The sequence below is a fragment of the Actinoplanes rectilineatus genome (assembly GCF_000962825.1).
GTDB lineage: Bacteria > Actinomycetota > Actinomycetes > Mycobacteriales > Micromonosporaceae > Actinoplanes > Actinoplanes rectilineatus.
Genome location: NZ_JZKF01000027.1, coordinates 76,707 through 99,146 on the forward strand (window position 1 = coordinate 76,707; position 22,440 = coordinate 99,146).

Consider the following 22,440-nt stretch of genomic DNA (forward strand, 5'->3'; position numbering starts at 1 on the left):
GAGGGTACGGGGAGAGCGCTCACGGGGGCAGCAGGCGGTGGAACGCGCGCAGGTCGTCGACGTACAGGTCGGGTTCCTCGAGGGCGGCGAAGTGACCGCCCCGGTCGAACTCGGTCCATCGCACGATGTTCGGGAAGGCCCGGTCCGCCCACGACCGGATCGGATGCGCCGAGTCGTGCGGGTACACCGCCACGCCCAGCGGGACGGGGAGCGGCGGCTGTTCGGGCGGCGGGGTGGCGGCGGTCGGCAGGATGTCGGCCACCTCGAAGTACAGGTGCGCGGACGATCCGGCGGTCGCGGTCAGCCAGTACAGCATCACGTCGGTGAGCAGCAGGTCACGGTCCACCGCGTCTTCGGGCACCTTCGGCGCGTCGGCCCACTCCCGGAACTTCTCCACGATCCAGGCGAGCTGGCCGACCGGCGAGTCGGTGAGCGCGTACGCGATGGTCTGCGGCCGGGTGGCCTGCAGTTTCATGTAGCCGGCGCCGTCGTCCAGGAACGACGCGAGCCGCCGCAGACGCCCCTGATCGGTCGCGTCCAGGTCCCGCATCGCGGCCGGGTCCGACGGCGGCGCGGTGACCAGGAAGTTGACGTGGGCGCCGCGGACGCCGGCGGGGTCCACCCCGGCCAGGGTGAGGCTGATCCAGGCGCCGATGTCACCGCCCTGGGCGAGGTAGCGGCGGTAGCCGAGGCGGCCCATCAGCTCCGCCCAGGCCCGGGCGATCCGGGTGATGTCCCATCCGGTCTCGGTGACCGGTCCGGACAGCCCGAAGCCGGGCACCGACGGGATCACCAGGTGGAACGCGTCCGCCGGGTCGCCGCCGTGCGCCCGCGGGTCGGTCAGCGGCCCGATCACCGGCAGGAACTCGGCGATCGACCCCGGCCAGCCGTGCGTGACGATCAGCGGGGTGGCGTCCGGTTCGGGGGAGCGGACGTGCAGGAAGTGCACCCGCGCGCCGTCGATCTCGGTGACGAACTGCGGGTGCTCGTTGAGACGTGCCTCGGCGGCACGCCAGTCGTACCCGTCCTGCCAGTAGGCGGCCAGTTCCCGCAGGTAGCCCAGGGGCACGCCGCGCTCCCAGCCGGTGCCCGGGATCTCCGCCGGCCACCGGGTCGCCGCGAGCCGCCGGTGCAGGTCGTCGAGCTGGTCCTGGGGGATGTCGATACGGAACGGTTGCACGTCTCCTCCTCGTCAGGCGGTGGCCGGCACCTTGCCGTCGAGGTGGACGGGGCAGTCCTTGCGGCCGTTCATGACGAAGCTGCCCTGCGGTTCGAGTTTCTCCCGCGGGACGCTGAGCCGGACGTCCGGGTACCGTGCGAACAGCGCCGGCAGCATGATCAGGGTGGCCACCTTGGCCAGCCGGACACCCAGGCAGTAGTGCACCCCGTGGCCGAAGGTCAGGTGGGTCTTGTCCGGGCGTGCGGCGTCGAACACGTCCGCGGTGTCGCCGTGCAGGCGCGGGTCGCGGCCGATGCCGGCGTAGTCGATCAGTACCGGGTCCCCCTGGCGCACGGTGACGCCGCCGATCGTGAAGTCCTCGGTGGCGAACCGGAACGGCAGGTGCGCGACGGGGCACTCGACCCGCAGCGTCTCCTCCATGACGTCCTCCCACGAGATCTCGCCGCTGTCCAGCCGGGTCCGCAGACCGGGGTCGGCGAGCACCGCGATGATCGCGTAGTTCAGGGAGTTGACCATGGTTTCCGAACCGGCACCGAGCATCAGGTGCAGCGTGCCGATCAGCTCCGAGTCGCTCAGCTTCGAGCCGTCCTCCTCCTGGGCGGCGATCAGCGCGCTGGTGAGGTCGTCCGCCGGATGCTCGTGCTTGTAGGCGACCAGGTCGGCGATGGCCTTCTCCCACTGGTCGATGTTGGCCTCGGCCTGTTCCGGGGTGAGCCGGGTGTCCACGTTGACGTGCCCGCCGCGCAGCACGTCCTCCTGCGCCTCGGGCGGTACGCCGAACAGCTCGCACATCAGCCGGGCCGGCAGCGCCTGGCAGTACCGCTGTTTGAGATCGACGACCTCGCCGCTCGGCGTACGCCCGATGTCGTCGAGCAGGTCGTCGACGATCTGGCGGATCCGCGGGGCCATGCCCTCGACCCGGCTGGTGGTGAACGCCTTGAGCAGCAGCCGGCGCAACCGCGCGTGGTCCGCCCCGTCGTGGGTGGCCATGTTGTCCATCGCCGCCCAACTGATCATCGGCCAGTCGCGGGGGATCTCCCCGTTGATGTACGCCGGCCAGCTCCGCCGCGGATTCTTCGAGAACCGCTCGTCGAGCAGGATCTCCTTGGCGAGCTCGTAGTCGTGCACCGACCAGGCGGTGACGCCGCCGGGCAGTTCGACCAGGGCGATCGGACCCTGCTCCCGCAGGAGCGTGGTCTCCGCGTGGGTGTCGGTTCCCTGGGTGTCGAGGAGGTGGGGACACTGTGCCTGAGCCATGGAACGTCGCCTTTCGTGATTACCCGGTCCCGCTGGATCGACCTCACGCTAAGCCCGTGACCATGGACCATGATTCTTCGAGATTGCGATGATGGTGCCCATGACGACGGACCCCCCGTTCGACGATCTGTTACGCGGACTGGTGCCGGACGTGCTGGCGATGCTGATGCGCCGGTACGGCTCGTTCGACGCCTGCGAGGACGCCGTCCAGGAGGCGCTGCTGGCCGCCGCGGTGCAGTGGCGTTCCGGCGGGGTGCCGGACAACCCCCGCGCCTGGCTGTTCACCGTGGCGGCCCGGCGGCTCACCGACCAGGTCCGCAGCGACGTGGCCCGGCGCCGCCGGGAGGCCACCACGATGGCGATGCGACAGTCCGCACCGGACCCGGACGGCGCACCGGACCGCGACGACACCCTGACCCTGCTGCTGCTCTGCTGCCATCCGTCCCTGCCGGCCCTGTCCCAGGCGGCGCTGACCCTGCGTGCGGTCGGCGGCCTGACCACCACCGAGGTGGCCCGCGCCTTCCTCACCCCCGAGGCGACTATGAAACAGCGGATCAGCCGGGCCAAGCAGCGCCTCCGGGCGAGTGGTGAGCCGTTCCGCCCGCCCGCGCCCGAGGACCTGCCGGCCCGTCTGCGGGTGGTCCGGCACGTGCTCTACCTGATCTTCAACGAGGGGTACGCCACCGGCACCGGCCCGGACCTGGTCCGGACCGACCTGACCCGGGAGGCGATCCGCCTCACCCGTGATCTGCGCCGGTTGCGCCCCGGCGACCCGGAGACCGACGGCCTGCTGGCCCTGATGCTGCTGACCGAGGCCCGCAGCCCGGCACGGACCCGCGACGACGGCGTCCCGGTGCCCCTCGACGAACAGGACCGGACCCGCTGGGACCGGGTGGCCGTCGCCGAGGGGACCGCGCTGATCACCGGGGCGCTGGCGGCCGGCACGGCCGGCCCCTACCAGGTGCAGGCGGCGATCGCGGCGGTGCACGCCGAGGCGGACCGGTCCGCGGACACCGACTGGCCGCAGATCCTCGGCCTCTACGACATCCTCCAGCGGATCTCACCGAGTCCGGTGGTGGCGCTGAACCGGGCGGTCGCGGTGGCGATGGTGCACGGTCCACGGGCGGCGCTGGGCCTGCTCGGCAGCCTGGAGGCGGACGACCGGCTGGCCGGTTCGCACCGTCTGGAGTCGGCCCGGGCGCACATGCTGGAGATGGCCGGCGACCACGGTGCCGCGGCGGACGCGTACACCAACGCCGCGAACCGGGCGCCCGGCGAGGCCGAACGGCGTTACCTGCGGGAACGCGCGGGCCGTCTGCGATAGTGCGGGTCCCGGCGGGGGATCGTCCCGGTCACTCCCAGAGCGGGCGGATCTCGACAGTGCCGTACCGCGCGCCGGGATGCCCGGCGGCGATCTCGGTGGCCTCGGCGGCACCGGAGCAGTCGATGATGTCGAAGCCGCCCATCTGCTCCTTGGTCTCCGCGTACGGACCGTCGGAGACGAGCAGCTTGTCGTCACGGACCTGCACCGTGCTGCCCTCGCCGGAGGGGCGCAGCCGGCCGCCGGTCAGGCGGGCACCCCGGCTCTCCAGGCCGCCGACCCAGGCGCCGACCGCGGCCAGGTGCTCCGCGGTCTCCTCGGGACCCATCGTGAGGGACTCGTCGACGTGGACCATCAGCAGGAACTTCATCGTCAGCCTTCCGAGCCCGGCCTTCCGGCCACCGCAGGACCGCTAGCAACGTATCAGTCCCCGTGACCGTCCGCTGTGCACGGACGGGTGGATCCGTCCGGTGATCGAGAGCAATCTCGAAGATGCGGTGCACCGCCGCCCGTAGCCAGGCTCTTCCCTGACGGCACTAGTCCGGGGAGGCCACATGAGCGAGCGCATCGGTGATCGGGCGGTGGTGCTGGGCGGGAGCATCGCGGGCCTGTTCGCCGCCCGGGTCCTGGCCGACCACTACCACCGGGTGACGATCGTCGACCGGGACGTGCTGCTCGGCACGGACGGCCCGCGCCGCGCGGTTCCGCAGGGCCGGCACATCCACGGCCTGCTGGCCCGGGGCCAGCAGATCCTCGAGGAGCTGTTCCCCGGCTTCACCAAGGAACTGGCCGCGGCGGGCGTGCCGGTCCGCGACTTCGGGACCAGCCTGGGCTGGCACTTCGCCGGCCGGCCGATCCGGAAGGTGGACACCGACCTGGTGTGCGTCTCGGCCGGGCGGTGGCGCCTGGAGTCGGAGATGCGCGACCGGGTGGCGCTCCTGCCCGAGGTGACCTTCCTGGAGGGCACCGACGTGGTCCGGTTGCGCGGGACGCCGTCCGGCGACCGCATCCGCGGTGTTCAGGTCCAGGCGCACGACGGCTCGCAAGAGGCCCGGTGGCTGGACGCCGACCTGGTGGTGGACGCCACCGGCCGGGGCACCCGGGTCCCGCGATGGCTGCGGGAGATGGGCTTCCCGCAGGTCGAGGAGGAGCAGGTCAAGGTGGACCTGACCTACACGAGCTGCGACTTCGCCGCGCCGTTGCCCGCGGACCCGATCGGGGACGGGATAGCGGTCATCGCGGTCGCCACCCCGGGTAGTCCGCGGGGCGCCACGCTCGCCCGGCTGCCCGACCGGTACTCGCTGTCGCTCAACGGCCTGCTCGGCGACAAGGCGCCCACCGACTACTCCGGCTTCCTGGAGTACGCGCGGACCCTGCCGGTGCCGTCCGTCCACGCAGCGGTCCGGGACGCCGAACCGCTGGGTACCCCGGTCGCCTTCCACTTCCCGGCCAGTGTCCGCCGCCGCTACGAGCGGATGTCGCGGTTGCCGGAGGGCCTGCTCGCCCTCGGTGACGCGGCCTGCGTCTTCAACCCGATCTACGCGCAGGGCATGACGGTCGCCGGGATCGGTGCCATCGTGCTGCGCGACCACCTGCGCCGGGGCCCGGGTGCGCCGTCCCGCGCGTACTTCCGTGACCTGGCCGCCGCGATCGACGCGCCCTGGGACATGTCGGCCGGTGGTGACCTCGGCTTCCCCGGCGTCCGGGGCCGCCGGACGCTGAAGGTCCGGATGGGCAACACGATCATGCCCCGGCTGCAGGCCGCCGCGACCCGGGACGCCGAGGTGTCGCGCGCCTTCATGCGGGTCGCCGGCCTGGTCGACCCGCCCGCCGCCCTGATGAACCTGCCGCTGATGTCGCGGGTGCTGCGGCCGTCCCGGCACCGCTGACCCCGTTCCGACCCGGAGGAGAGAACCATGACCTCGACCACCTCGACCGGCACCCGCCTGGACCCGGTACGGCGGGCCACCGCCACGGTTCCGCTGTTGCGCGAGCACGCCCTCTGGGGCGAGCAGAACCGCCGCCTGCACGACGAGGTCCTGGCCGCGCTCGGCGACGCCGGGATCTACCGGATGCGGGTGGCCACCCGATACGGCGGCCTGGAGGTGGACGCCACGACGCTGCTGCGGACGGTCGTCGAGGTCGGCCGGGGTGACGGGTCGGCCGCCTGGCTGACCTCGGTGTGGTCGATCTGCGCCTGGCTGGCCGGTCTCTTCCCCGACCACGTGCAGGACGAGGTCTTCGCCGACCCGGACACCCGGGTGTGCGGCGTGCTCAGCCCGACCGCGACGGCGGTGCCGGCGTCCGGCGGGATCGTGGTGGACGGCCGTTGGCAGTTCATCAGCGGTGCCCGGCACAGCGCCTGGCAACTGGTGCTCGCCATGGCACCCACACCGGACGGCGCCGCCCAGTGGCCGGTGATGGCCCTGATCCCGCTGTCCGAGCTGGAGATCGTGGACGACTGGTTCACCGCCGGGCTCCGTGGCACCGGCAGTGTGGCCACCGTGGCCCGCGAGGTGTTCGTGCCCGCCGACCGGGTCCTGCCGATGCCGGCCATCCTGCAGGGGCAGTACGCCTCCGCCGCCAACGCCGCCTCGCCGGTGTTCCAGGCGCCGATGATCGCCACCGGCTGTGTGTCGTTCGCCGGCACCGCGGTCGGCCTGGCGTACGCGGCCCGGGAGAACTTCCTGGAGCGGATGCCCACCCGCAAGATCACCTACACCGACTACGCCGCCCAGCGGGACGCGCCGATCACCCACCTTCAACTCGCCGAGGCCACGCTGAAGGCCGAGGAGGCGGAGTTCCACGCCGCCCGCCTCGCCGCGAAGGTCGACGAGCGTGCGACGACCGGTGAGCCGTGGACGCTGCTCGACCGGGTCGGCGCCCGGGCCGCGCTTGGCCGGGTCTTCCAGCTCGCCAAGGAGTCGGTCGACGTGCTGACCACGGCCAGCGGCGGTTCCTCGATCTACGAGACGGTGCCGATCCAGCGCGCCGCCCGGGACATCCAGACGCTCAACCTGCACGCCCTGATGCACCCGAACACCAACTACGAGCTCTACGGCCGGGTCCTGTGCGGACTCGAGCCCAACACCATGTATCTCTGACTCCTGCCACGGGGAGGAACCACGATGGCCGACACCGTCACCCGCAGACCTCCGAGCCGGACGGCGGCACTAGTGCTGCTGTGCCTCGCGAGTTTCATGATGATTCTCGACTCCCAGATCGTCATCCTGGCGCTGCCGTCGATCCAGGACGGTCTCGGCCTGCCTCCGGCGCAGGTGCAGTGGGTGTTGACCGCCAACGCCATCGCCTTCGGTGGCCTGCTGCTGTTCGGCGGGCGGCTCGCCGACCTGCTCGGCCGGCGGCGGATGTTCATGATCGGGGTGGCCGGGTTCACCGTCACCTCGATCATCTCCGGCCTGGCCTGGGAGGGGCAGGTGCTGATCGCGGCCCGCGCGCTGCACGGCCTGTCGTCGGCCCTGATGGTGCCGAGCGCCCTGTCCATCCTGATGAACACCTTCCCGGAGGGCCGGGAACGCAACCGGGCGATCGCCGCCTGGTCGGCGGTCGGCGGGGTGGGCGCGGTGGTCGGCCTGTTCGTCGGCGGCGGCCTGACCACCGTACTGGGCTGGCAGTGGGTGTTCCTGGTGAACGTGCCGGTGGTGCTCGGCGTGCTGCTGGCCACCCCGTTCGTGCTGCGGGAGAGCCGGGACCAGCGGCGGGACCGGACCCTCGACGTGGCCGGGGCGGCGACGATCACCGGCGCGCTGGTCGCCCTGATCTACGCGGTGGTCAACGCCCCGGCCGTCGGCTGGGCGGACGTGCAGACCCTGGGACTGCTCGGCCTGGCGGTGCTGCTGGTCGCCCTCTTCGTCCTGGCCGAGTCCCGGTCGGCGGCGCCGCTGGTGCCGCTGCGGATGCTGGCCATGCGGACGGTCACCACCGGCAACCTGCTGATGGCCCTGGTCGCGATGATCGCCTGGGGCGAGGGCGTGATGATCTCGCTCTTCACCCAGCAGGTGCTCGGCTACTCGGCCTTCGAGTCCGGTCTGGCCAGCTCGGTCATGCCGATCGTGGCGGTGGCCGGGGCGTACGTGGGGCAGGCGCTGGTGAACCGGCGCGGCTTCAAGGTGGTCGCGGCGGCCGCGGCGATCGCCCTGGGCGCCGCCTGCCTGCTGCTGGCCCGGATGCCGGTGGACGCCACGTTCCTGGCACACATCATGGTGCCGTTGGCGGTCTTCGGCCTGGGCCTGGGAATGGGCAACACCACCGCGTCGATCGTGGCGCTCACCGGGGTCGCCGAGCCGGAGTCCGGCCTGGCCTCCGGGATGAACGCGGCGGCGTTCCAGATCGGTGGTGCGATCGGCACGGCGGTCGTCACCACCGTGGCGGTCTCCGTGACCGCGGGTTCGGAGGCGGTGCCGGACCTCGCCGAGGGCTTCCAGGCCGGGTTCCTCGTGCTGGCCGTGGTGGCGGTGATCACCCTGGTCTCCAGTGTGATCCTGCCGCGCCGGGCGGTGTCACCGGCGCCGGCCGGCGGTGACCTGGAGCCGGTCGAAGGAGTCCCGCAGACGACCTGACCCCCATCTCCCCCGATGGGTACCGGGCCACGACCGAGGGATGCGGTCGTGGCCCGGTGCTGTCACCCCGTACCCCGGAAGAGATTTCTCGCCGTGGAATGTCGCCCACGGATCTTCCGCACCGACGTGTCCATGAAAGGCCGTCGCGGACATGGGCGGCCGCAAGGATCGAGGAGTTGACGATGAGTGCACCGCACATCGAGTCGCCGCGGATCGTGAGCCGGGAGCAATGGCTGACCGCACGCCGCGAACTGCTGGCGCGGGAGGACGCCTCGGCCCGGGCTCTCGCCGAGCTGGAGGAGCAGCGGCGGTCCCTGCCGATGGTGGAGATCGATCAGGAGTACGTGTTCGAGGGCCGCACCGGCAAGGCCACGCTGCCCGAGCTGTTCGAGGGCCGCGGCCAACTGATCGTGTACCACTTCATGTTCGACCCGTCCTGGGACGCCGGCTGCAAGTTCTGCTCGTACCTGATCGACAACCTGGGCGACCTGTCACACCTGCACGCCCGGGACACCACGATCGCGGTCGTCTCCCGCGCGCCCTACCCGCGGATCGAGGCGTTCCAGGAGCGGATGGGCTGGACCGTGCCGTGGTACTCGTCGTACGGCAGCCGGTTCAACTACGACTTCCACACCACCCAGGACGAGACCATCGCTGCGGTGGAGTACCTGTACCGGACCAAGGACGAGCTGATCGACGCCGGCCTGGACTGGATGACCCAGGGCGAGCAGGCCGGGCTCAGCGTCTTCCTCCGGCGCGACGACGCGGTCTATCACACCTACTCGACCTACGGTGACGGCACGGCACTGCTGCACGGCATCGACAACTACCTCGCCTTCACCCCGCAGGGCCGTCCCCGGCTGGAGGAGAAGGGCGGCTGGCTGCGCCACCACGACAAGTACCGCGAGGGACAGCGATGAGCGCGCCGGAGGTCGCCGTCGTCATCCCGACCTACGACCGGGCCGAACTCCTCCGGGACGCCCTCGATCACCTGACCCGGCAGAGCCTGCCGGTGGACCGGTTCGAGGTGATCGTCTCCGACGACGGCTCGTCCGACCACACCCGGCAGGTGGTGGAGGAGTTCACCGGCCGTCTCGACCTGCGGTACACCTACCAGGAGGACGACGGGAACCGGGTCGCCGCCGCCCGCAACGCCGGCGCCCGCCTGGCCACCGCGCCGATCCTGGTCTTCCTGGACACCGGACCGCTGTTCGGCCCGGACTTCCTGGCCGCCCACGTCGCCGCCCACGGCGATCTCAGCGAGCCGCGCGCGGTCGTCGGGTACGCCTACGGCTACAACCCCGAACTGGACATGTCCTGGCTGCTGCCCGAGGTGCGCCGGCTCGGGCCGGTCGCGACGGTGGCGAAGTACGCGACCGACCCCCGGTTCCGCGACATCCGGCACGGCCTGCTCAAGGAGATCGACTTCGACTTCTCCCGGCGGCTCGCCCCGTGGCAGCTCTTCTTCACGCTGAACTGCTCGGTCCGCACCGAGGACTTCCACGCGGTCGGCGGTTTCGCCGAGAGTTTCGTCGAGTGGGGCGCCGAGGACCTGGAGCTCGCGTTCAAACTGTTCCGCCACGGGGTCGGGTTCCACTTCTCGGCCGAGGCGTGGGTGGTCGACGTCCCGCACCCGCGGGACCTCTTCGACCTGCGGGAGCAGCTCGCCCGGCAACTGGCCCGGTTCCTCGACCTGCACCGTGAGCCGGTGATCGAGATCGGGTACGCCCTGACCCTGCGCCACCTGCTCTGGAGCTGGGAGGCCGACTACGCCGACCTGCTCGAGTGGCAGGCCGAGGCGGAGGACCTCGGGGTGGCCGCCGAGCTGACCGAGGCGGTACGGGACCTGCCGCCCGGCACCCGCCTGGTGGTGTTCGGCGCGGGCGGCGACATCCCGGACGGGCTCCCCGAGACGACCACCCTGGTCGAGTTCGATCCGGAACACGTGGCGAAGGCCCGGGAGTCCGGCCGGCACCCGGTGCTGTACGCGCTCGGCCTGAGCACCGAACTGGCCGGTCACTCGGCCGACGTCGTGCTGATCACCTCGCGGCTGTCCGGGCTGTGGGCCCGCTGGTCCGCCGAGCTGCGGGCCGAGGCGAACCGGATCGGCCGGGACGTGCGCACGGCGCCCGGACTGGAGACGAACGTGGAGAAGGCCCATGACCGATAGCGAGGTGGCGGCGGTCCCCACCGTGGACGCCGACCGGCGGACCGTCGACCGGGCCCGGTGGGCGATCACCCTGGTGTTCTTCGTGAACGGTCTGCTGATCTCCACGTACCTGGTGCGGATCCCGTCACTGAAAGCCTCCCTCGGACTCGGCGAGACGACTCTCGGCGTGGTGCTGACCTGCTACGGCGTGGCGGCGCTCGGGTCGATGCAGAGCGTCGGCCCGCTGGTGGCCCGGTTCGGCAGCCGCAACGTCGTCCGGGTCACCCTCGCCGCGCTGCCGTTCGCGCTGGCCGGCATCGGTGTGGCCGGCGACGCCCGGCAACTGGCGGTCGCGGTGGCGGTGGCCGGCGGCGTGCACGGCACCCTCGACGTGGCGATGAACGCGCACGCGGTCGCCGTGGAGAAACGCCGCGGACGACCGATCCTCAACGGATGTCACGCCGCGTGGAGCATCAGCGCGATCCTGTCGTCGCTGCTCGGGGCGGCGGTCATCCGGGCCGGTATCCCCGTGTTCGACCACATGCTGTGGGTGGCGGTGGTGCTGTTCGCCGCCGGTCTGCCGCTGACACTGTGGCTGCTGCCGGCCTCGGCCGACCGGGCCGCACCGGCGTCCGGCGACGGCGGCGGCCCGGCCCGGCCCGGCTGGCGGACCGGCTGGACCCGGACCGTGGCGGTGTTCGGGGCCATCGGTCTGGTGCTGATGCTCTGCGAGGCGGCGGTGATCAGTTGGAGTGGGGTCTTCCTGCACGAGGACCGCGGGGCGAGCCTGGCCGTGGCCGCGTTCGGGTACGGCGCGTTCACCCTGTTCCAGACCCTCGGCCGGCTCACCGGTGACCGGCTCACCGAACGGTTCGGCCGGACCGCGGTGTTCCGGGCGTACGCGTCGATCGCCGCGCTGGGCTTCGGGATCGTGCTGGTCGGGGATTCCCCGGCACCCGCTCTCGCCGGGTTCGCGGTCCTCGGCTACGGGACCTCGGTGCTGGTACCGCTGATCTTCAGCGCGGCGGGGCAGGCCGGCGGGGAGGGCGCGGGGGCGGCCACCTTCGTCTCCCGGATCACCACCTTCACGTACGCCGGGATCCTGATGGGACCGGCGGCGGTCGGCTGGCTCGGTCAGGCGTTCGGGCTGAGCTGGACGTTCGCCGGGCTGATCCCGTTCATGCTGGCGGCGGTGCTCCTGGCCGGGGTGATGCGGTCGGTCGACCGGCCCGCCGCGGTCACCGGCTGACCCGCGGGCCGGCGAACTGTCCGGGGCGGCGGCCGGCGCCGGTGCCGCCCCGGTACGCCTGCGCGACGGTCAGCCACTCGCCGGCGATCTCCCCGGTCACGGTCAGCGCCACGTCGTCACGGTGCCGGCGGCGGGTCACCAGCAGGCAGAAGTCCTGCACCGGGCCGGTGACGCGCTGGTCGGCACCGGCCGGCCCGTACGTCCACACCGCACCGGACGGCGCGGTCAGCTCGAACCGGAACGGGACGTCCGGGGGAGTCCGGTCGCGGACCGTCCACCCGTACCCGTGATTGGTCATCGCGAACGCCACCACGTGCCGCAGCCGGTCGGTCGGCTCGCGGACCACGCCCAGCGTGTCGGCCAGGTCCTGACCGTGGGCGAACAACTCCATCTGCGCCGCCGACGCGAGCAGGGACACCGGCAGGGGCCGGGCCAGCCACGGCACCGGCCGGTCCGGTGCGGATGCCGCCAGCGCCTGCTGCGACGCGGCCCGTTCGGTGCGCCACTGGGACAGCAGCACCTCCGGCGACCGGTCCACGATCTCGGCGACCAGTCCCTCCACCACGGCGTCGAAGTCCGGGCCGTACCGGGAGACGGTGTCCCGGAACGCCCCGGGATCGGTCACCGCCAGCCGGCCGAGACGGAACACCGAGGTCAGATGGGCGTACTGGTGCCGGACCTGCCAGCCGGGCGCCGGTGTCGGCCGTTCCCAGCCGGCCAGCGCCGGGGCGGTGAACAACCGGTCGAACCGGTCTGACTCGGTGATCAGATCCGCGACGACGGACATGGGAACCTCCCGGTGGCGGGGTGCGGGGACGTCTTCGAGCATCGGTGTGCCGGTGACCGGTGTCTTCTCCGTGGCTGCCGCCAGGTGGGCACGTGCGGAGTTGGCGCGGGACCGGGCGATGCCGAGGATCGGGTCAGGCTCTGACGAAAGGGGGCGGGACATGACGATCGAGGCCGATCCCGTCGACGACCCGCAGACGTTCGCCCGGCAGGTCCGGGCGGCCTCCGAGAGGGATCTCGGACAACTGATGGGAGGTGAGTCGCGGGGAGCGATCCTGGACGGGATCTTCCGCCGGATGCCGGAGGTGTTCCGGCCGGACCGGGCCGGCGACCTGCGGGCCGTCGTGCACTGGCACGTGACCGACGGCGCGGGTGGCGCCGACGTCTACGAGGTGGTGATCGAGGACGGCCGGTGCACCACCGCGCCGGGCACCTCCCGGGAGCCCCGGCTGACCCTGCGCCTGGACGCGGTGAACTTCGTCCGGATGGTCACCGGGGCCGCCGCCGCGTGGACACTGTTCCTGCGGGGACGGCTGAAGGCCCGCGGGGACCTCGGACTGACCCGTACCTTCCCCACGCTCTTCGACACGCCCCGGGCCTGACCCGCCCCCGGTACGCGAGGCCCGCCGCAACAGCGGGCCTCGCGCCCGGTCAGACGGCGAGCCGGTCGGGCCGGCGGCTGCTGACCGCGTGCCCGGGAGCCTCGGTCACGTAGCGCACCGGCACCCCGCGTTCCGCCAGAGTCGCGACGATGCCGGGCACCGCGCGCTCGGCCAGCGCGGCGATGGTGAAGGCCGGATTGACGGTGAGACCGGCCGGGACCGCCGAACCGTCGGTGACGAAGACACCCGGGTGACCGCGCAGTTCGTGCCGGTCGTCGAGAGCGGAGATCTCCGGGTCGTCGCCGATCCGGCAGGACGCCAGCGGGTGCACGGTGTACGCCCCGATCACGTCGTTGCTCCACGGCATCACCCGCGACAGACCGTCGCGTTCCAGGATGTCCCGGACGTCGGCGTCGGCCCGTTCCCACCCGGCACGCGTGTTCGCGGTCGGGCGGTAACTCAGCGGACCACGGCTGAGCATCTGCTGCGAGATCCGTTCGGCGTTCCCGGTCGGCGGGGGCGGCCCGAAGACGCCCTCGTTGTCGTCCTCGCTCATGATGAACACCGTCAGCCAGGACTGCCAGCGGCGCAGGATCTCCTTCTTCTCCAGGCCGAACCAGGAGGGGCCGGTGGCGTCCGGTGCCTGGGCCAGGATCGTGCCGAACCCGGGCGGGAAATACAGCTGCTCCAGCGAGTGCCGGTGGAACTCCGGCAGCGTGCCGTCCAGCCGGTCCCAGCTCGCACAGACCGGTCCCTTGCCGATCTGGTACGCCTCGTACGCCCGCCCGTCCCCGCGGTCGAGCCCGAGCACCTCGCGGACCCGCTGCTCGTTCACGATCGCGGTGTTGAGGCGCTCGCCGTTGCCGGAGAAGTACCGTCCCACCGCGGCCGGCATCGCGCCCAGTTCCTCCTCGGACCGTTGCAGGATGACCGGGGTGGCCGCCGCGCCCGCCGCCACGATCACCACCGGCGCCTCGAGGACGCCGCCGCCGGTGACCACCCGGTAGTCCACCTCGTCCACCGTGTCGTAGTGCACCCGGTAGCCGCCGTCCGCGGTCCGGGAGAGCCGCTGCACCTCGTGCAACGGCCGGATGTCGGCGCCGTGCCGTACCGCCGCCGGGATGTAGTTGAGCAGCAGTGAACGCTTCGCGTCGAACCGGCAACCGGACATCATCCAGTTGCAGTTGACGCAGGTGGACCGGTCCACGGCGGCCGGGACCGGGTTGGCGGTGCGCCCGGCGTGCGCGCAGGCCGCCGCGAACAGGCCGCCCGAGAAGGTCACGTCGGACCAGTCGTTACGGCTGATCGGCAGGGCGTCGGCGACGATGTCGTACCAGGGGTCGAGCGTGTCGCGGGTGACGGCGCCCGGCCACAGCGGCCGGCCGATGCCACCCCGGCGCTCGAAGGTGAACCGGGGCGCCCGGGGCATCGCGGCGAAGTAGACGACGCTGCCGCCGCCCACGCAGTTCCCGCCGAGCACGTTCATCCCGTCGCCCATGGTGAACTCGAAGGCGCGGGTGCCGGCGCTGCCGAACCGGAAGTCGTGATCGAAGTCCTCGGCGGACAGCCAGGGGCCGCGTTCCAGCACGACCACCCGGGCGCCGCCGGCGGCCAGCCGGTACGCGGGGATCGCACCACCGAAGCCGCTGCCGATCACGATGACGTCGGTCCGCTCGATGTCCGTCATGCCGGGTCTCCCAGGGGCGTGGTCATCGGGTGGACGGGCGCCAGGACACGCCCGTAGGAGTAGGACGGGAAGCGCCACAGCCCGTCCGGGTCCGGTCCGGCGAACCCCATCTGGGTCAGGCCGGGGTGCCCGGCGGCGAGGGCCTCGGTGGTGTGGTCGGCGGCGCCGGTGTCCCAGGCCATCACGCTGAACATGGCCAGGGCCACCCACATCTCCTGTTCCTCGCAGTCCGGCGCGGTCAGGGTGGCGACCAGGGCGGTCCGGTCCGGGAACGGGAGCGCCACGAACGGTGGCACCGCGGGGTCGAGGGTACGGCCGGTGCGCCGGGCGTACCCGGTCGCGTGGTCGTCGAGCCCGGCGGCCAGCGAGTCGAGCATGCCGGCCAGGCCGCCCTCCGGGGAGAGCATGAGGTCCAGCGCGCCGGAGGTGACCGCCCCGCCACCGGTGGCCGCCCCGGCGACGGCACGGTCGCCGGGTCCGCGGCGTTCACCGGGGATGATGGTGTCCGCGTACGCCTCCAGGGTCATCACCTGGGAGGCGTCGAGGTCTGCTGCGATGTCGAGCACGCATCGCACCTTTCGTCCGATATGGATTCTGGAACCCATCGTCGGACGCGAGCGGGCGGTGGTGCATCTTCCCGGTTGCGCCGTCCGCACGACCTCGCACGCTGGAAGACGCCCGGCTCCCGGGTTCCTCGCGAGGATGAAGACCGTTGTTCGAGGAGAGGTGGAGTGATCATGACCGTCACCGACCAGGACCGGGCCGACATCGCCGCGGTGCCCGCCCGGATGGTCCAGGCCTGGGCCGCCCACGACGCCGACGCGTTCGGCGAGCTGTTCGCCGAGGACGGGACGCTGATCCTGCCCGGCGTCCTCCAGCAGGGCCGTGCGGCGATCCGGGAGTTCATGGCCGCCGCGTATCAGGGACCCTACAAGGGCACCACGGTCACCGGGAGCCCGATCGCGATCATGCCGCTGGCGCCCGGCGCCGTCGCGGTGATCACCGAGGGCGGGGTGATCCCGGCGGGGGAGACCACGCTGCCCGCGTCCGCCGCGATCCGCGCCTCGTGGATCCTGGTCCAGCGGGACGGCCGCTGGGTGCTGGCCGTGTACCAGAACTGTCCGCGCTGACGCAGCGCAATCGCGGAGAAGACAGGCCGGCTGCGGGTCCCGCATGCTCGAATCCGCTGAGCGCGGGTACGCCCGCGCACCCGACCGCAGCGGAAGAGGGCCGACAGGTGAACGGGACGTCCGACGTGATCTCCGATCTGGCCGCCGACGGTGACGAGGTCGACCGGCTGGTGCGCGACCTCGGGCCGGACGGGTGGGCGGCGCCGACGCCCGCTCCCGGCTGGACCGTCGCGCACCAGATCGCCCACCTGGCGGCGACGTTCCGGATGGCCGGTCTCGCCGCCGCCGACCCGGCCGCGTTCGAGGCCCTCGCCGGCCGGCTGTCGCCGGACTTCGACGCCAACGTCGACGCCGCGCTCCGGCAGTTCCTGCCCGGCACCGGCGACGACGGCGGTACCGGCCACGACGGCGGCGCCGGTCACGGCGAACTGCTGCGCCGCTGGCGTGCCGAACGGGAGAACGCGGTCAAGGCGCTCGGCGCGCTGCCCCCGGACCAGCCGGTGCCGTGGCTGGTCCGGCCCATCCCGGCGGCGACACTCGCCGCGGCCGGGATGATGGAGCTCTTCGGCCACGGCCAGGACGTCGCCGATGCGCTCGGTGTGCGGCGCACGCACACCGACAGGTTGCGGCACCTGGTCACCTTCGCCGTGCGCACCTGGGATTTCGGCTATCAGGCCCGGCGGTTGCCGACACCGGCGCAACCCTTCCGGTTCGAGATCATCGGGCCGTCCGGAACCCCCTGGGTATACGGGCCGGAGGCCGCCACCGATCGCGTCCGTGGTTCGGCCGTGGACTTCTGTCTGCTGGTCACCCGGCGGCGGCACCCCGACGACCTGGACGTCCGGGCGGACGGTACCGAGGCCACCCGGTGGCTGACGATCGCCCAGGCCTACCGTGGCCCGGCCGGGGAGGGCCGCCGGGCGGGCCAGTTCGCGGCCGGGCCGCGATAGGCGCCAGACGAGTTCCCGGTCAACGACCGTGTCGTGACTCGGGGCGCGTATCGCACCCGTATTCACCACGGTCCACGACGGGTGTGGTGATTCGGGGCGCGTATCGCACCCGTATTCACCACGGTCCACCACGGGTGTGGTGACTTCGGGTGCTCAGCGCGGCTGAATTCACCACGCGGGCGGATTTCGCGCCCTGACCACGAAACGTGTTCAGAGGGCCCGGCCCTCACCGAACCGCCGGCTGACGTGATGTTCCTGCGCCAGCCGGCGGATCGCCGCGTACGCCTCACCGAGCAGCAGACTGTGGGCGACCGCCGCCGCCCGGTCCGACGGGTCCGGCGGCAGCTCGTCGACCTCGCGGCGGACCAGACGGTCGGCCGCTTTGACGTATTCGTCGAGGGAGTCCGGTGTCCAGTCGCCGGCGAGGCGGCGCATCGCGGACAGCACGGTGGCCAGGTGGGCGCGGGTGGCCGCGTCCGGGCGCACCTGCCAGCCCTCGGCGCGGACCAGCCGGTCGACGTCGGCGAGGGCCTCGGCCAGCGCCGGGCTCTCGCCGGCCACGGGTTCCGCGGCCGGCGCCAGGACCTGGTTGAGGATGTCGTAGATGCCGGTGAGGGGCAGCCGGTCGTCCTCGACGGTGGCCAGCAGGCGGCGTACCGAGGTGAGGTCGAGCTGGCCGATCGTGGTGAACACCCGGATGAGCTGCAGCCGGTGGAGGTGGGCGTCGCCGTACACGGCCTGGTTGTGCCCGGTGCGCTCGCCCGGCGGCAGCAGGTGTTCCCGCAGGTAGAACTTGATGGTGGCGACCGGTACTCCGGACCGCCGGCTCAGGTCGGAGATGCGCACCGGTGCCCCTGTAATCGATGGTCTTCGCCATCGCGGCTCCGGATCCGCCGATCGAATCGCTTCGACGGCGGTGCGGGCCGCTGCGGTGAGAACGAGGGACGGGACAACGAACCGCTCAGCGCCGAGCGACGTGCCGACGGTGGGCCGGCGGAATCTCGTTCGAGGACATCGACCCCACGACAGACCTCCCTGTGACACGGCGGCATCCGGCGCACAGCGCCGGATAGCCGATCCACAACGGAGAGTAAGAGCACGTGTACTGGATTTGCAACTGCGCCCGGCCTCTCCGCAGGCGCGGCGCTGTCGCATTCGTGAAGATGCGACATCGCGGGCGGCCTGCCGACGATGGTGCCGTGACGTCTTTGTTCGCGCGCGGCGCGCGCCGGTTGTCGCTCGGCCACATTCAGCACCTGGCCGCCGTCCCGCCACCCGGATCCGGGGCGGTGGCCGCGGTCTACCGGCAGATGGAGAACGAGTTCGGCATGCTGGCGCCGCCGGTGGCGCTGCACGCCGCGGCGCCCGAGGTCCTCGAGGCGGTCTGGCTGATCCTGCGGGAGACGCTGCTCGCCGGCGATCCCGGTGAGCGGGCCGGGAAGGAGGCGATGGCGGCCGCGGTGTCGTTCGCCAACTCCTGCCCGTACTGCGTCGAGGTGCACGGTGCGGCTCTGATCGGGTCCCGGCCCGGCGGCGACGCCGAGCTGATCGCGGCCGGGCGGATCGGCGAGGTGCGCGATGCGGGCCTGCGGTCGACGGCCGGGTGGGGGCGCGACGGCGTGGCACCGGCGGGCCTGGATCCCCGGCGGTCCGCGGTGCTCACCGGGGTCGGCCTGATCTTCCACTACCTGAACCGGATGGTGAACGTCTTCCTGCTCGACTCGCCGCTCGCCCCGATCCCGCCGCGGGGCCGGGTGGCCGGGCGCCGGGTGGCGATCCGGGTGATGGGCCGGTTCGCCCGGGCCGTGGTGCCGGCCGGCGCGGCCGCCGTGCACCTGCCGCCGCGCGCCCTGCCACCCGATCTGGCCTGGTCGTCGCCGGTCGCCACGGTGGCCGACGCGGTGGCGCGCGGGTGCGGCGCGATCGCCGGGGCGGGGGAGCGGGTGGTCCCGGCGGGGGTCCGCGCCCTTCTCGCCGAGCGGCTGGCCGACCCGGCCGAGTCCGGGCCGGGTCTGGACATCCACGGCTGGCTGGCCGGTGCGACCCGGGGGCTGCCCGCGGACGAGATCCCGGCCGCCCGGCTGGCGCTGCTCGTCGCCTACGCGTCGTACCGGGTGACGGGGGAGCACGTGGCGGCGTACCGGGCGGCCGTGGGCGGGGACGGCGGCGATGACGGGGTGGTCCGGTTCGCGGGGTGGGCCGCGATGGCCGCGGCCCGGTCCGCGGCGGCCGCGATGGCCGTTCCGGGGGACGAGAACGGTGTCCGGAATCGGTGACGATGTCTCCGCCGGCCCGGGCCGGATATGGATATCGACACTATCCATATCCGGTAGTTCCGCTATCCGTTCCTACTCCCTGATTGCTCTCCGTGGCCGTCCGGTTATTCAGGGTTGATGGGAGGCCTGTGGTCGGATAACCTGGCCGATAGCCGGTGGGGGATCGGCGGTTCTAAATGCTGTTCTGCATTTGCCGGATTGATTCCGGCTTTTTATCCGTCCGGGCGGGGCCGGTCGAATCCGAACTCGTTCGATGCTGGGGTGGCGCGGCAGCCGCCACCGTCGGAGGGTGTCATGTACGACGTTTCCGAGCAGGCGGTCCTGCGCGCCATCGGAGCCATGCGGGAGCGGATGGGCGAGCAGTTGACGGTGGACGATCTGGCTCGTGCGGCGATGTTCAGCAAATTCCATTTCACACGGATATTCCAGCGGGTCACCGGTGTGTCTCCCGCACGTTTCCTGTCCGCACTGCGCCTGCAGCGGGCCAAGGACCTCCTGGTCTCGACATCGATGAATGTCGCGGACATCAGCGTCCATGTCGGCTACAACAGCGTCGGGACCTTCAGTTCCCGGTTCAGCCGTAGCGTCGGCATGTCACCGACGACCTTCCGCCGGCACAGCGGGTACGCCTCGGTGATCCACCCGGACGCGCACCGGCGGTCCCCCCGCCCGTCCACCGCCCGTCTGACCGCGCACGTGCGCCTCGCCGAGCCGGACGACCAGGCCACCTTCTTCGTCGGGATGTTCGCCGACCGGATTCCCGAGGGGCGGCCGGTCCGCTGCGCGGTGCTGTCCCGTCCCGGCCGCCTGACCTTCGACAACGCGCCGCTCGGCACCTGGTGGTTGCTGGCGCAGTCGGTCTCCGGGGACCCGGCGCTGCCGGACGGCGGTGCGGTCTCGGTGGCCACCTGGGGACCGTTCACCGTCTATCCGGACGCGGTCGTCGCGGCCGACATCGTGCTGCGGCCCAGCCGGGTGCTGGACCCGCCGGTGCTGCTGGCACTGCTCGACGCCCGCAAGGACGCGCTGAGCCGGATGCACGAGGCCGCGCCGTCCTGGCCGGCCGGTCCCCGCGCGGTCGCCTGAGAGCACCTCCTTATCCGTTCGTGCGCTTCTCCGGCATGCCATTCCACCCTCCCGACCGCGTATCAATAATGGTGTTGTCGACCGTGAACCGGGAGGGCGCTGTGGTCGCCGGAAGAATTGCATCATCGGTGGTTGGAAAACACGTGAGGCATGTCGTGCCGGTGCCGGCGGAAGCGGCCCGGGGGCTCGTTTCCGAAGTCTATGGCCAGGTGGCCGGAGAAATGCGGATCGTGGTTCCACCGGCGCTGCTCCACTCGCCGTCGCCGGATGTCCTGGCGGCCTACTGGGCGATCTGCCGGGAGCCGCTGACCCCGGCCGGGGTGGCCGGCCGGACGGTCAAGGAGGCGGTGGCCGCGGCGGTTGCGGTGGCCACCATCTGCCCGTACTGCGCGGACATGCACACCGTGGGGCTCTACGAGCTCTCCGGGGAGCGGGACGCGGAGGCCATCGCGCAGGACCGGCCCGCGGAGATCGGCGACGACCGGTTGCGCGGCATCGTCGAGTGGGCCCGGTCGGCGCACCTGGCCGACGGCCCGCCGCTGCCGGCCGGGGTGTCCGCCGCGGAGCGCGCCGAGCTGGTCGGCGTGGTGGTGGGCTTCCACTATCTGAGCCGCATGGTCAACGTCTTCCTCTCCAGCTTCCTGTTGCCGCCCGGGCTCGGGCCCCGGTCCCGGCGCCGCCTCAAGCAGGGCCTGAGCCGGGTGCTGCGGCCCACGGTCCGCGGCGAGCACCCGGCGGGCCTGGCCAACGGTCTGCTGGCCCCGGCGGCGCGGCGGCCGGACGCCGGCTGGGCGGCCGGTAATCCGGTGATCGCGGACGCGACGGCCCGGGCCTACCGGACGTTCGAGTCGGCCGGGGCGCGGTCGCTGGATCCGGAGGTTCGGCGCCTGGTGCTGGCCCGGCTCGACCGGTGGGACGGCGAGGACACCGGGCTGAGCACGCGCTGGTGCGAGGACCTGATCGACGGCCTCGCCCCGCCGTTGCGCCCAGCGGCCCGGCTGGCCCTGCTCACCGCTCTCGCGTCCTACCAGGTCGGCGCCGAGGTGGTCGAGGAGTTCCGCGAGCGCCATCCGGCGGACGGCACGCTGATCGACGTGACCGCGTGGGCGAGTTTCGCCGCGGCCCGCCGGATCGGCATCCGGCACGACCGGGCCGCCGCGGTCCCCGCGTCACCGATCCGGGGTGAGTGAGATGCCGCCGCTGCTGGGCACGCTGCGCCGGCTGGCGCTGGCGCCGGCACTGCACGAGGTGAGCTTCGCCCACCGCGGATTCCCGGTCACGCCGACCCCGGCGACCCGGCGGCTGGAGGCCGTACCGGAGGCGGTGGTCTGCGGGTTCGAGTGGGGCATCGAGACGCGTGGGCAGGCCGAGCTGGTGCGCCGTCTGGAGCTGGTGGAGCCGGAGATGCGCGGGTTCGCGTACGAGGGCGCCACGATGGCGTACACCGTGCGGGACGCGATGGCCGGCGGTCGCGGCGGACGGGCCCGGGAACTGCTCTCCGGGCCGGCCGTGCCGCACACCTTCCTGACCTACATCGGTATCGGGTTCGCGATGGCCCGGCTGCCGCGGGTGCTGTGGCGTGGTGTCCTCCCCGACCTGACCGGCACCCCGTACCACCCGACGATGAGCTGGCTCGCCGTCGACGGCTACGGCTTCGACCTGGCCTACTTCCACACCGGGCGGTACGTGGACGAGCAGCGGGTGCCCGCGTCCTACCCGTGGCAGGGCCGTCCGGACTACTTCCCGCGCGCTGTCGACCAGGGTGTCGGCCGGGCGCTGTGGTTCATCCACGGCGGCAACGCGCCGGCGGTCGGCGCCGCGGTGGGCCGGTTCGCCGTGGACCGGCGGCCGGACCTGTGGAGCGGGGTGGGCCTGGCGGCCACCTTCGCCGGTGGCACCGATGCCGCCGGTCTGGCGGCGCTGTGCCGGATCGCCGCCGAGCAGGGCGACCATCTGCCGCATCTGGCGCAGGGGGCGGTGTTCGCGGCCAAGGCGCGGGCCTTCTCCGGGTTCACGCCGCCGCACACCGGGGTGGCGACCGGTGCGCTGGCCGGCCTGTCCGCCGAGGCGGCGGCCCGTCTCGCCGACGAGGTGGCCGGCGCCGGCGAACAGCCCGAGTACGAGAAATGGCGCGGGCTGATCCGGGACCGTTTCCCGGGAGCCTGATCCGGTTCGGGCGACACCGCA

21 protein-coding genes are annotated in these 22,440 nt (G+C 72.5%); 14 read left to right on the forward strand and 7 right to left on the reverse strand.

Going from position 1 to position 22,440, the window contains the following annotated elements; translation table 11 throughout:
* Positions 1 to 19: 19 nt before the first annotated feature.
* The gene (locus WH85_RS21440) at positions 20 to 1,180 is read right to left on the reverse strand and encodes an epoxide hydrolase family protein (protein ID WP_045743716.1); all 1,161 of its coding nucleotides are present in this window, start codon (positions 1,178 to 1,180) and stop codon (positions 20 to 22) included.
* A 12-nt stretch (positions 1,181 to 1,192) separates the two neighbouring features.
* On the reverse strand, positions 1,193 to 2,437 hold the full coding sequence (locus WH85_RS21445; protein ID WP_045743717.1) for a cytochrome P450 family protein: 1,245 nt from the start codon (positions 2,435 to 2,437) through the stop codon (positions 1,193 to 1,195).
* A gap of 100 nt (positions 2,438 to 2,537) precedes the next feature.
* Here WH85_RS21445 and WH85_RS21450 point away from each other — a divergent pair, with 100 nt between their 5' ends.
* On the forward strand, positions 2,538 to 3,761 hold the full coding sequence (locus WH85_RS21450) for an RNA polymerase sigma factor (protein WP_045743759.1): 1,224 nt from the start codon (positions 2,538 to 2,540) through the stop codon (positions 3,759 to 3,761).
* A gap of 28 nt (positions 3,762 to 3,789) precedes the next feature.
* Here WH85_RS21450 and WH85_RS21455 read toward each other — a convergent pair whose 3' ends face one another.
* Complete coding sequence (locus WH85_RS21455; RefSeq protein ID WP_045743718.1) at positions 3,790 to 4,128, reverse strand: YciI family protein; 339 nt, start codon at positions 4,126 to 4,128, stop codon at positions 3,790 to 3,792.
* Between the two features lie 184 nt (positions 4,129 to 4,312).
* Between WH85_RS21455 and WH85_RS21460 the strand changes: the two genes are divergently transcribed.
* The 6 genes from WH85_RS21460 to WH85_RS21485 all read left to right on the forward strand — a co-directional run bounded on the left by WH85_RS21460 (position 4,313) and on the right by WH85_RS21485 (position 11,736).
* Positions 4,313 to 5,647 (forward strand): FAD-dependent oxidoreductase, encoded by a 1,335-nt coding sequence (locus WH85_RS21460; RefSeq protein WP_045743719.1) that lies wholly within the window; start codon positions 4,313 to 4,315, stop codon positions 5,645 to 5,647.
* 27 nt (positions 5,648 to 5,674) lie between these two features.
* Positions 5,675 to 6,862, forward strand: coding sequence for an acyl-CoA dehydrogenase family protein (locus WH85_RS21465; RefSeq protein ID WP_045743720.1), 1,188 nt, complete (start codon positions 5,675 to 5,677; stop codon positions 6,860 to 6,862).
* 24 nt (positions 6,863 to 6,886) lie between these two features.
* Positions 6,887 to 8,338, forward strand: a complete 1,452-nt coding sequence (locus tag WH85_RS21470; protein WP_045743721.1) for an MFS transporter — start codon at positions 6,887 to 6,889, stop codon at positions 8,336 to 8,338.
* A 197-nt stretch (positions 8,339 to 8,535) separates the two neighbouring features.
* Entirely contained in the window at positions 8,536 to 9,258 is a 723-nt protein-coding gene (locus tag WH85_RS21475; RefSeq protein WP_211275413.1) for a DUF899 domain-containing protein, read from the forward strand.
* The gene (locus WH85_RS21480; protein WP_045743723.1) at positions 9,255 to 10,508 is read left to right on the forward strand and encodes a glycosyltransferase; all 1,254 of its coding nucleotides are present in this window, start codon (positions 9,255 to 9,257) and stop codon (positions 10,506 to 10,508) included. The genes WH85_RS21475 and WH85_RS21480 overlap by 4 nt, the downstream gene beginning before the upstream one ends.
* Positions 10,498 to 11,736, forward strand: a complete 1,239-nt coding sequence (locus WH85_RS21485) for an MFS transporter (RefSeq protein WP_045743724.1) — start codon at positions 10,498 to 10,500, stop codon at positions 11,734 to 11,736. Before WH85_RS21480 ends, WH85_RS21485 begins: the two co-directional genes overlap by 11 nt.
* Here WH85_RS21485 and WH85_RS21490 read toward each other — a convergent pair.
* On the reverse strand, positions 11,726 to 12,523 hold the full coding sequence (locus WH85_RS21490; protein WP_045743760.1) for a TIGR03084 family metal-binding protein: 798 nt from the start codon (positions 12,521 to 12,523) through the stop codon (positions 11,726 to 11,728). The two genes, WH85_RS21485 and WH85_RS21490, sit on opposite strands and share 11 nt — an antisense overlap.
* 160 nt (positions 12,524 to 12,683) lie before the next feature.
* Between WH85_RS21490 and WH85_RS21495 the strand changes: the two genes are divergently transcribed.
* Positions 12,684 to 13,124 carry an SCP2 sterol-binding domain-containing protein gene (locus tag WH85_RS21495; protein ID WP_045743725.1) on the forward strand — a complete coding sequence of 147 codons (441 nt, stop codon included), beginning with the start codon at positions 12,684 to 12,686 and terminating at the stop codon, positions 13,122 to 13,124.
* Positions 13,125 to 13,173: 49 nt separating this feature from the next.
* Here the strand turns inward: WH85_RS21495 and WH85_RS21500 are convergent, their stop codons facing one another.
* Positions 13,174 to 14,811: a GMC family oxidoreductase N-terminal domain-containing protein gene (locus WH85_RS21500; protein ID WP_045743726.1), complete on the reverse strand. Its 1,638-nt coding sequence runs from the start codon at positions 14,809 to 14,811 to the stop codon at positions 13,174 to 13,176.
* Positions 14,808 to 15,377, reverse strand: coding sequence for a DUF5987 family protein (locus WH85_RS21505; RefSeq protein ID WP_245674033.1), 570 nt, complete (start codon positions 15,375 to 15,377; stop codon positions 14,808 to 14,810). Before WH85_RS21505 ends, WH85_RS21500 begins: the two co-directional genes overlap by 4 nt.
* 171 nt (positions 15,378 to 15,548) lie before the next feature.
* Here WH85_RS21505 and WH85_RS21510 point away from each other — a divergent pair, with 171 nt between their 5' ends.
* Together WH85_RS21510 and WH85_RS21515 are read left to right on the forward strand one after the other, a co-directional pair.
* On the forward strand, positions 15,549 to 15,941 hold the full coding sequence (locus tag WH85_RS21510) for an SgcJ/EcaC family oxidoreductase (RefSeq protein ID WP_045743762.1): 393 nt from the start codon (positions 15,549 to 15,551) through the stop codon (positions 15,939 to 15,941).
* Positions 15,942 to 16,048: 107 nt separating this feature from the next.
* Positions 16,049 to 16,891 carry a TIGR03084 family metal-binding protein gene (locus tag WH85_RS21515; RefSeq protein WP_045743727.1) on the forward strand — a complete coding sequence of 281 codons (843 nt, stop codon included), beginning with the start codon at positions 16,049 to 16,051 and terminating at the stop codon, positions 16,889 to 16,891.
* Between the two features lie 210 nt (positions 16,892 to 17,101).
* Here the strand turns inward: WH85_RS21515 and WH85_RS21520 are convergent, their stop codons facing one another.
* The gene (locus tag WH85_RS21520) at positions 17,102 to 17,737 is read right to left on the reverse strand and encodes a MerR family transcriptional regulator (RefSeq protein ID WP_045743728.1); all 636 of its coding nucleotides are present in this window, start codon (positions 17,735 to 17,737) and stop codon (positions 17,102 to 17,104) included.
* Positions 17,738 to 18,090: 353 nt separating this feature from the next.
* On the opposite strand from WH85_RS21520, the gene WH85_RS21525 reads away from it, so the two are divergent.
* The 4 genes from WH85_RS21525 to WH85_RS21540 all read left to right on the forward strand — a co-directional run bounded on the left by WH85_RS21525 (position 18,091) and on the right by WH85_RS21540 (position 22,419).
* Positions 18,091 to 19,167: a carboxymuconolactone decarboxylase family protein gene (locus WH85_RS21525; protein WP_045743729.1), complete on the forward strand. Its 1,077-nt coding sequence runs from the start codon at positions 18,091 to 18,093 to the stop codon at positions 19,165 to 19,167.
* A 294-nt stretch (positions 19,168 to 19,461) separates the two neighbouring features.
* On the forward strand, positions 19,462 to 20,253 hold the full coding sequence (locus WH85_RS21530; protein ID WP_045743763.1) for a helix-turn-helix domain-containing protein: 792 nt from the start codon (positions 19,462 to 19,464) through the stop codon (positions 20,251 to 20,253).
* A gap of 221 nt (positions 20,254 to 20,474) precedes the next feature.
* Positions 20,475 to 21,443, forward strand: a complete 969-nt coding sequence (locus WH85_RS21535; protein WP_083449153.1) for a carboxymuconolactone decarboxylase family protein — start codon at positions 20,475 to 20,477, stop codon at positions 21,441 to 21,443.
* Between the two features lies 1 nt (position 21,444).
* Entirely contained in the window at positions 21,445 to 22,419 is a 975-nt protein-coding gene (locus tag WH85_RS21540) for a DUF1702 family protein (RefSeq protein WP_045743730.1), read from the forward strand.
* Positions 22,420 to 22,440: the final 21 nt, after the last annotated feature.

Coding starts and splice junctions, on each gene's coding strand:
- WH85_RS21445 (WP_045743717.1), bottom strand. CDS start 2,437: ATGGCTCAGGCACAGTGTCCCCACCTCCTCGACACCCAGGGAACCGAC.
- WH85_RS21450 (WP_045743759.1), top strand. CDS start 2,538: ATGACGACGGACCCCCCGTTCGACGATCTGTTACGCGGACTGGTGCCG.
- WH85_RS21455 (WP_045743718.1), bottom strand. CDS start 4,128: ATGAAGTTCCTGCTGATGGTCCACGTCGACGAGTCCCTCACGATGGGT.
- WH85_RS21460 (WP_045743719.1), top strand. CDS start 4,313: ATGAGCGAGCGCATCGGTGATCGGGCGGTGGTGCTGGGCGGGAGCATC.
- WH85_RS21465 (WP_045743720.1), top strand. CDS start 5,675: ATGACCTCGACCACCTCGACCGGCACCCGCCTGGACCCGGTACGGCGG.
- WH85_RS21470 (WP_045743721.1), top strand. CDS start 6,887: ATGGCCGACACCGTCACCCGCAGACCTCCGAGCCGGACGGCGGCACTA.
- WH85_RS21480 (WP_045743723.1), top strand. CDS start 9,255: ATGAGCGCGCCGGAGGTCGCCGTCGTCATCCCGACCTACGACCGGGCC.
- WH85_RS21485 (WP_045743724.1), top strand. CDS start 10,498: ATGACCGATAGCGAGGTGGCGGCGGTCCCCACCGTGGACGCCGACCGG.
- WH85_RS21490 (WP_045743760.1), bottom strand. CDS start 12,523: ATGTCCGTCGTCGCGGATCTGATCACCGAGTCAGACCGGTTCGACCGG.
- WH85_RS21495 (WP_045743725.1), top strand. CDS start 12,684: ATGACGATCGAGGCCGATCCCGTCGACGACCCGCAGACGTTCGCCCGG.
- WH85_RS21500 (WP_045743726.1), bottom strand. CDS start 14,811: ATGACGGACATCGAGCGGACCGACGTCATCGTGATCGGCAGCGGCTTC.
- WH85_RS21510 (WP_045743762.1), top strand. CDS start 15,549: ATGACCGTCACCGACCAGGACCGGGCCGACATCGCCGCGGTGCCCGCC.
- WH85_RS21530 (WP_045743763.1), top strand. CDS start 19,462: ATGTACGACGTTTCCGAGCAGGCGGTCCTGCGCGCCATCGGAGCCATG.
- WH85_RS21535 (WP_083449153.1), top strand. CDS start 20,475: ATGCGGATCGTGGTTCCACCGGCGCTGCTCCACTCGCCGTCGCCGGAT.
- WH85_RS21540 (WP_045743730.1), top strand. CDS start 21,445: ATGCCGCCGCTGCTGGGCACGCTGCGCCGGCTGGCGCTGGCGCCGGCA.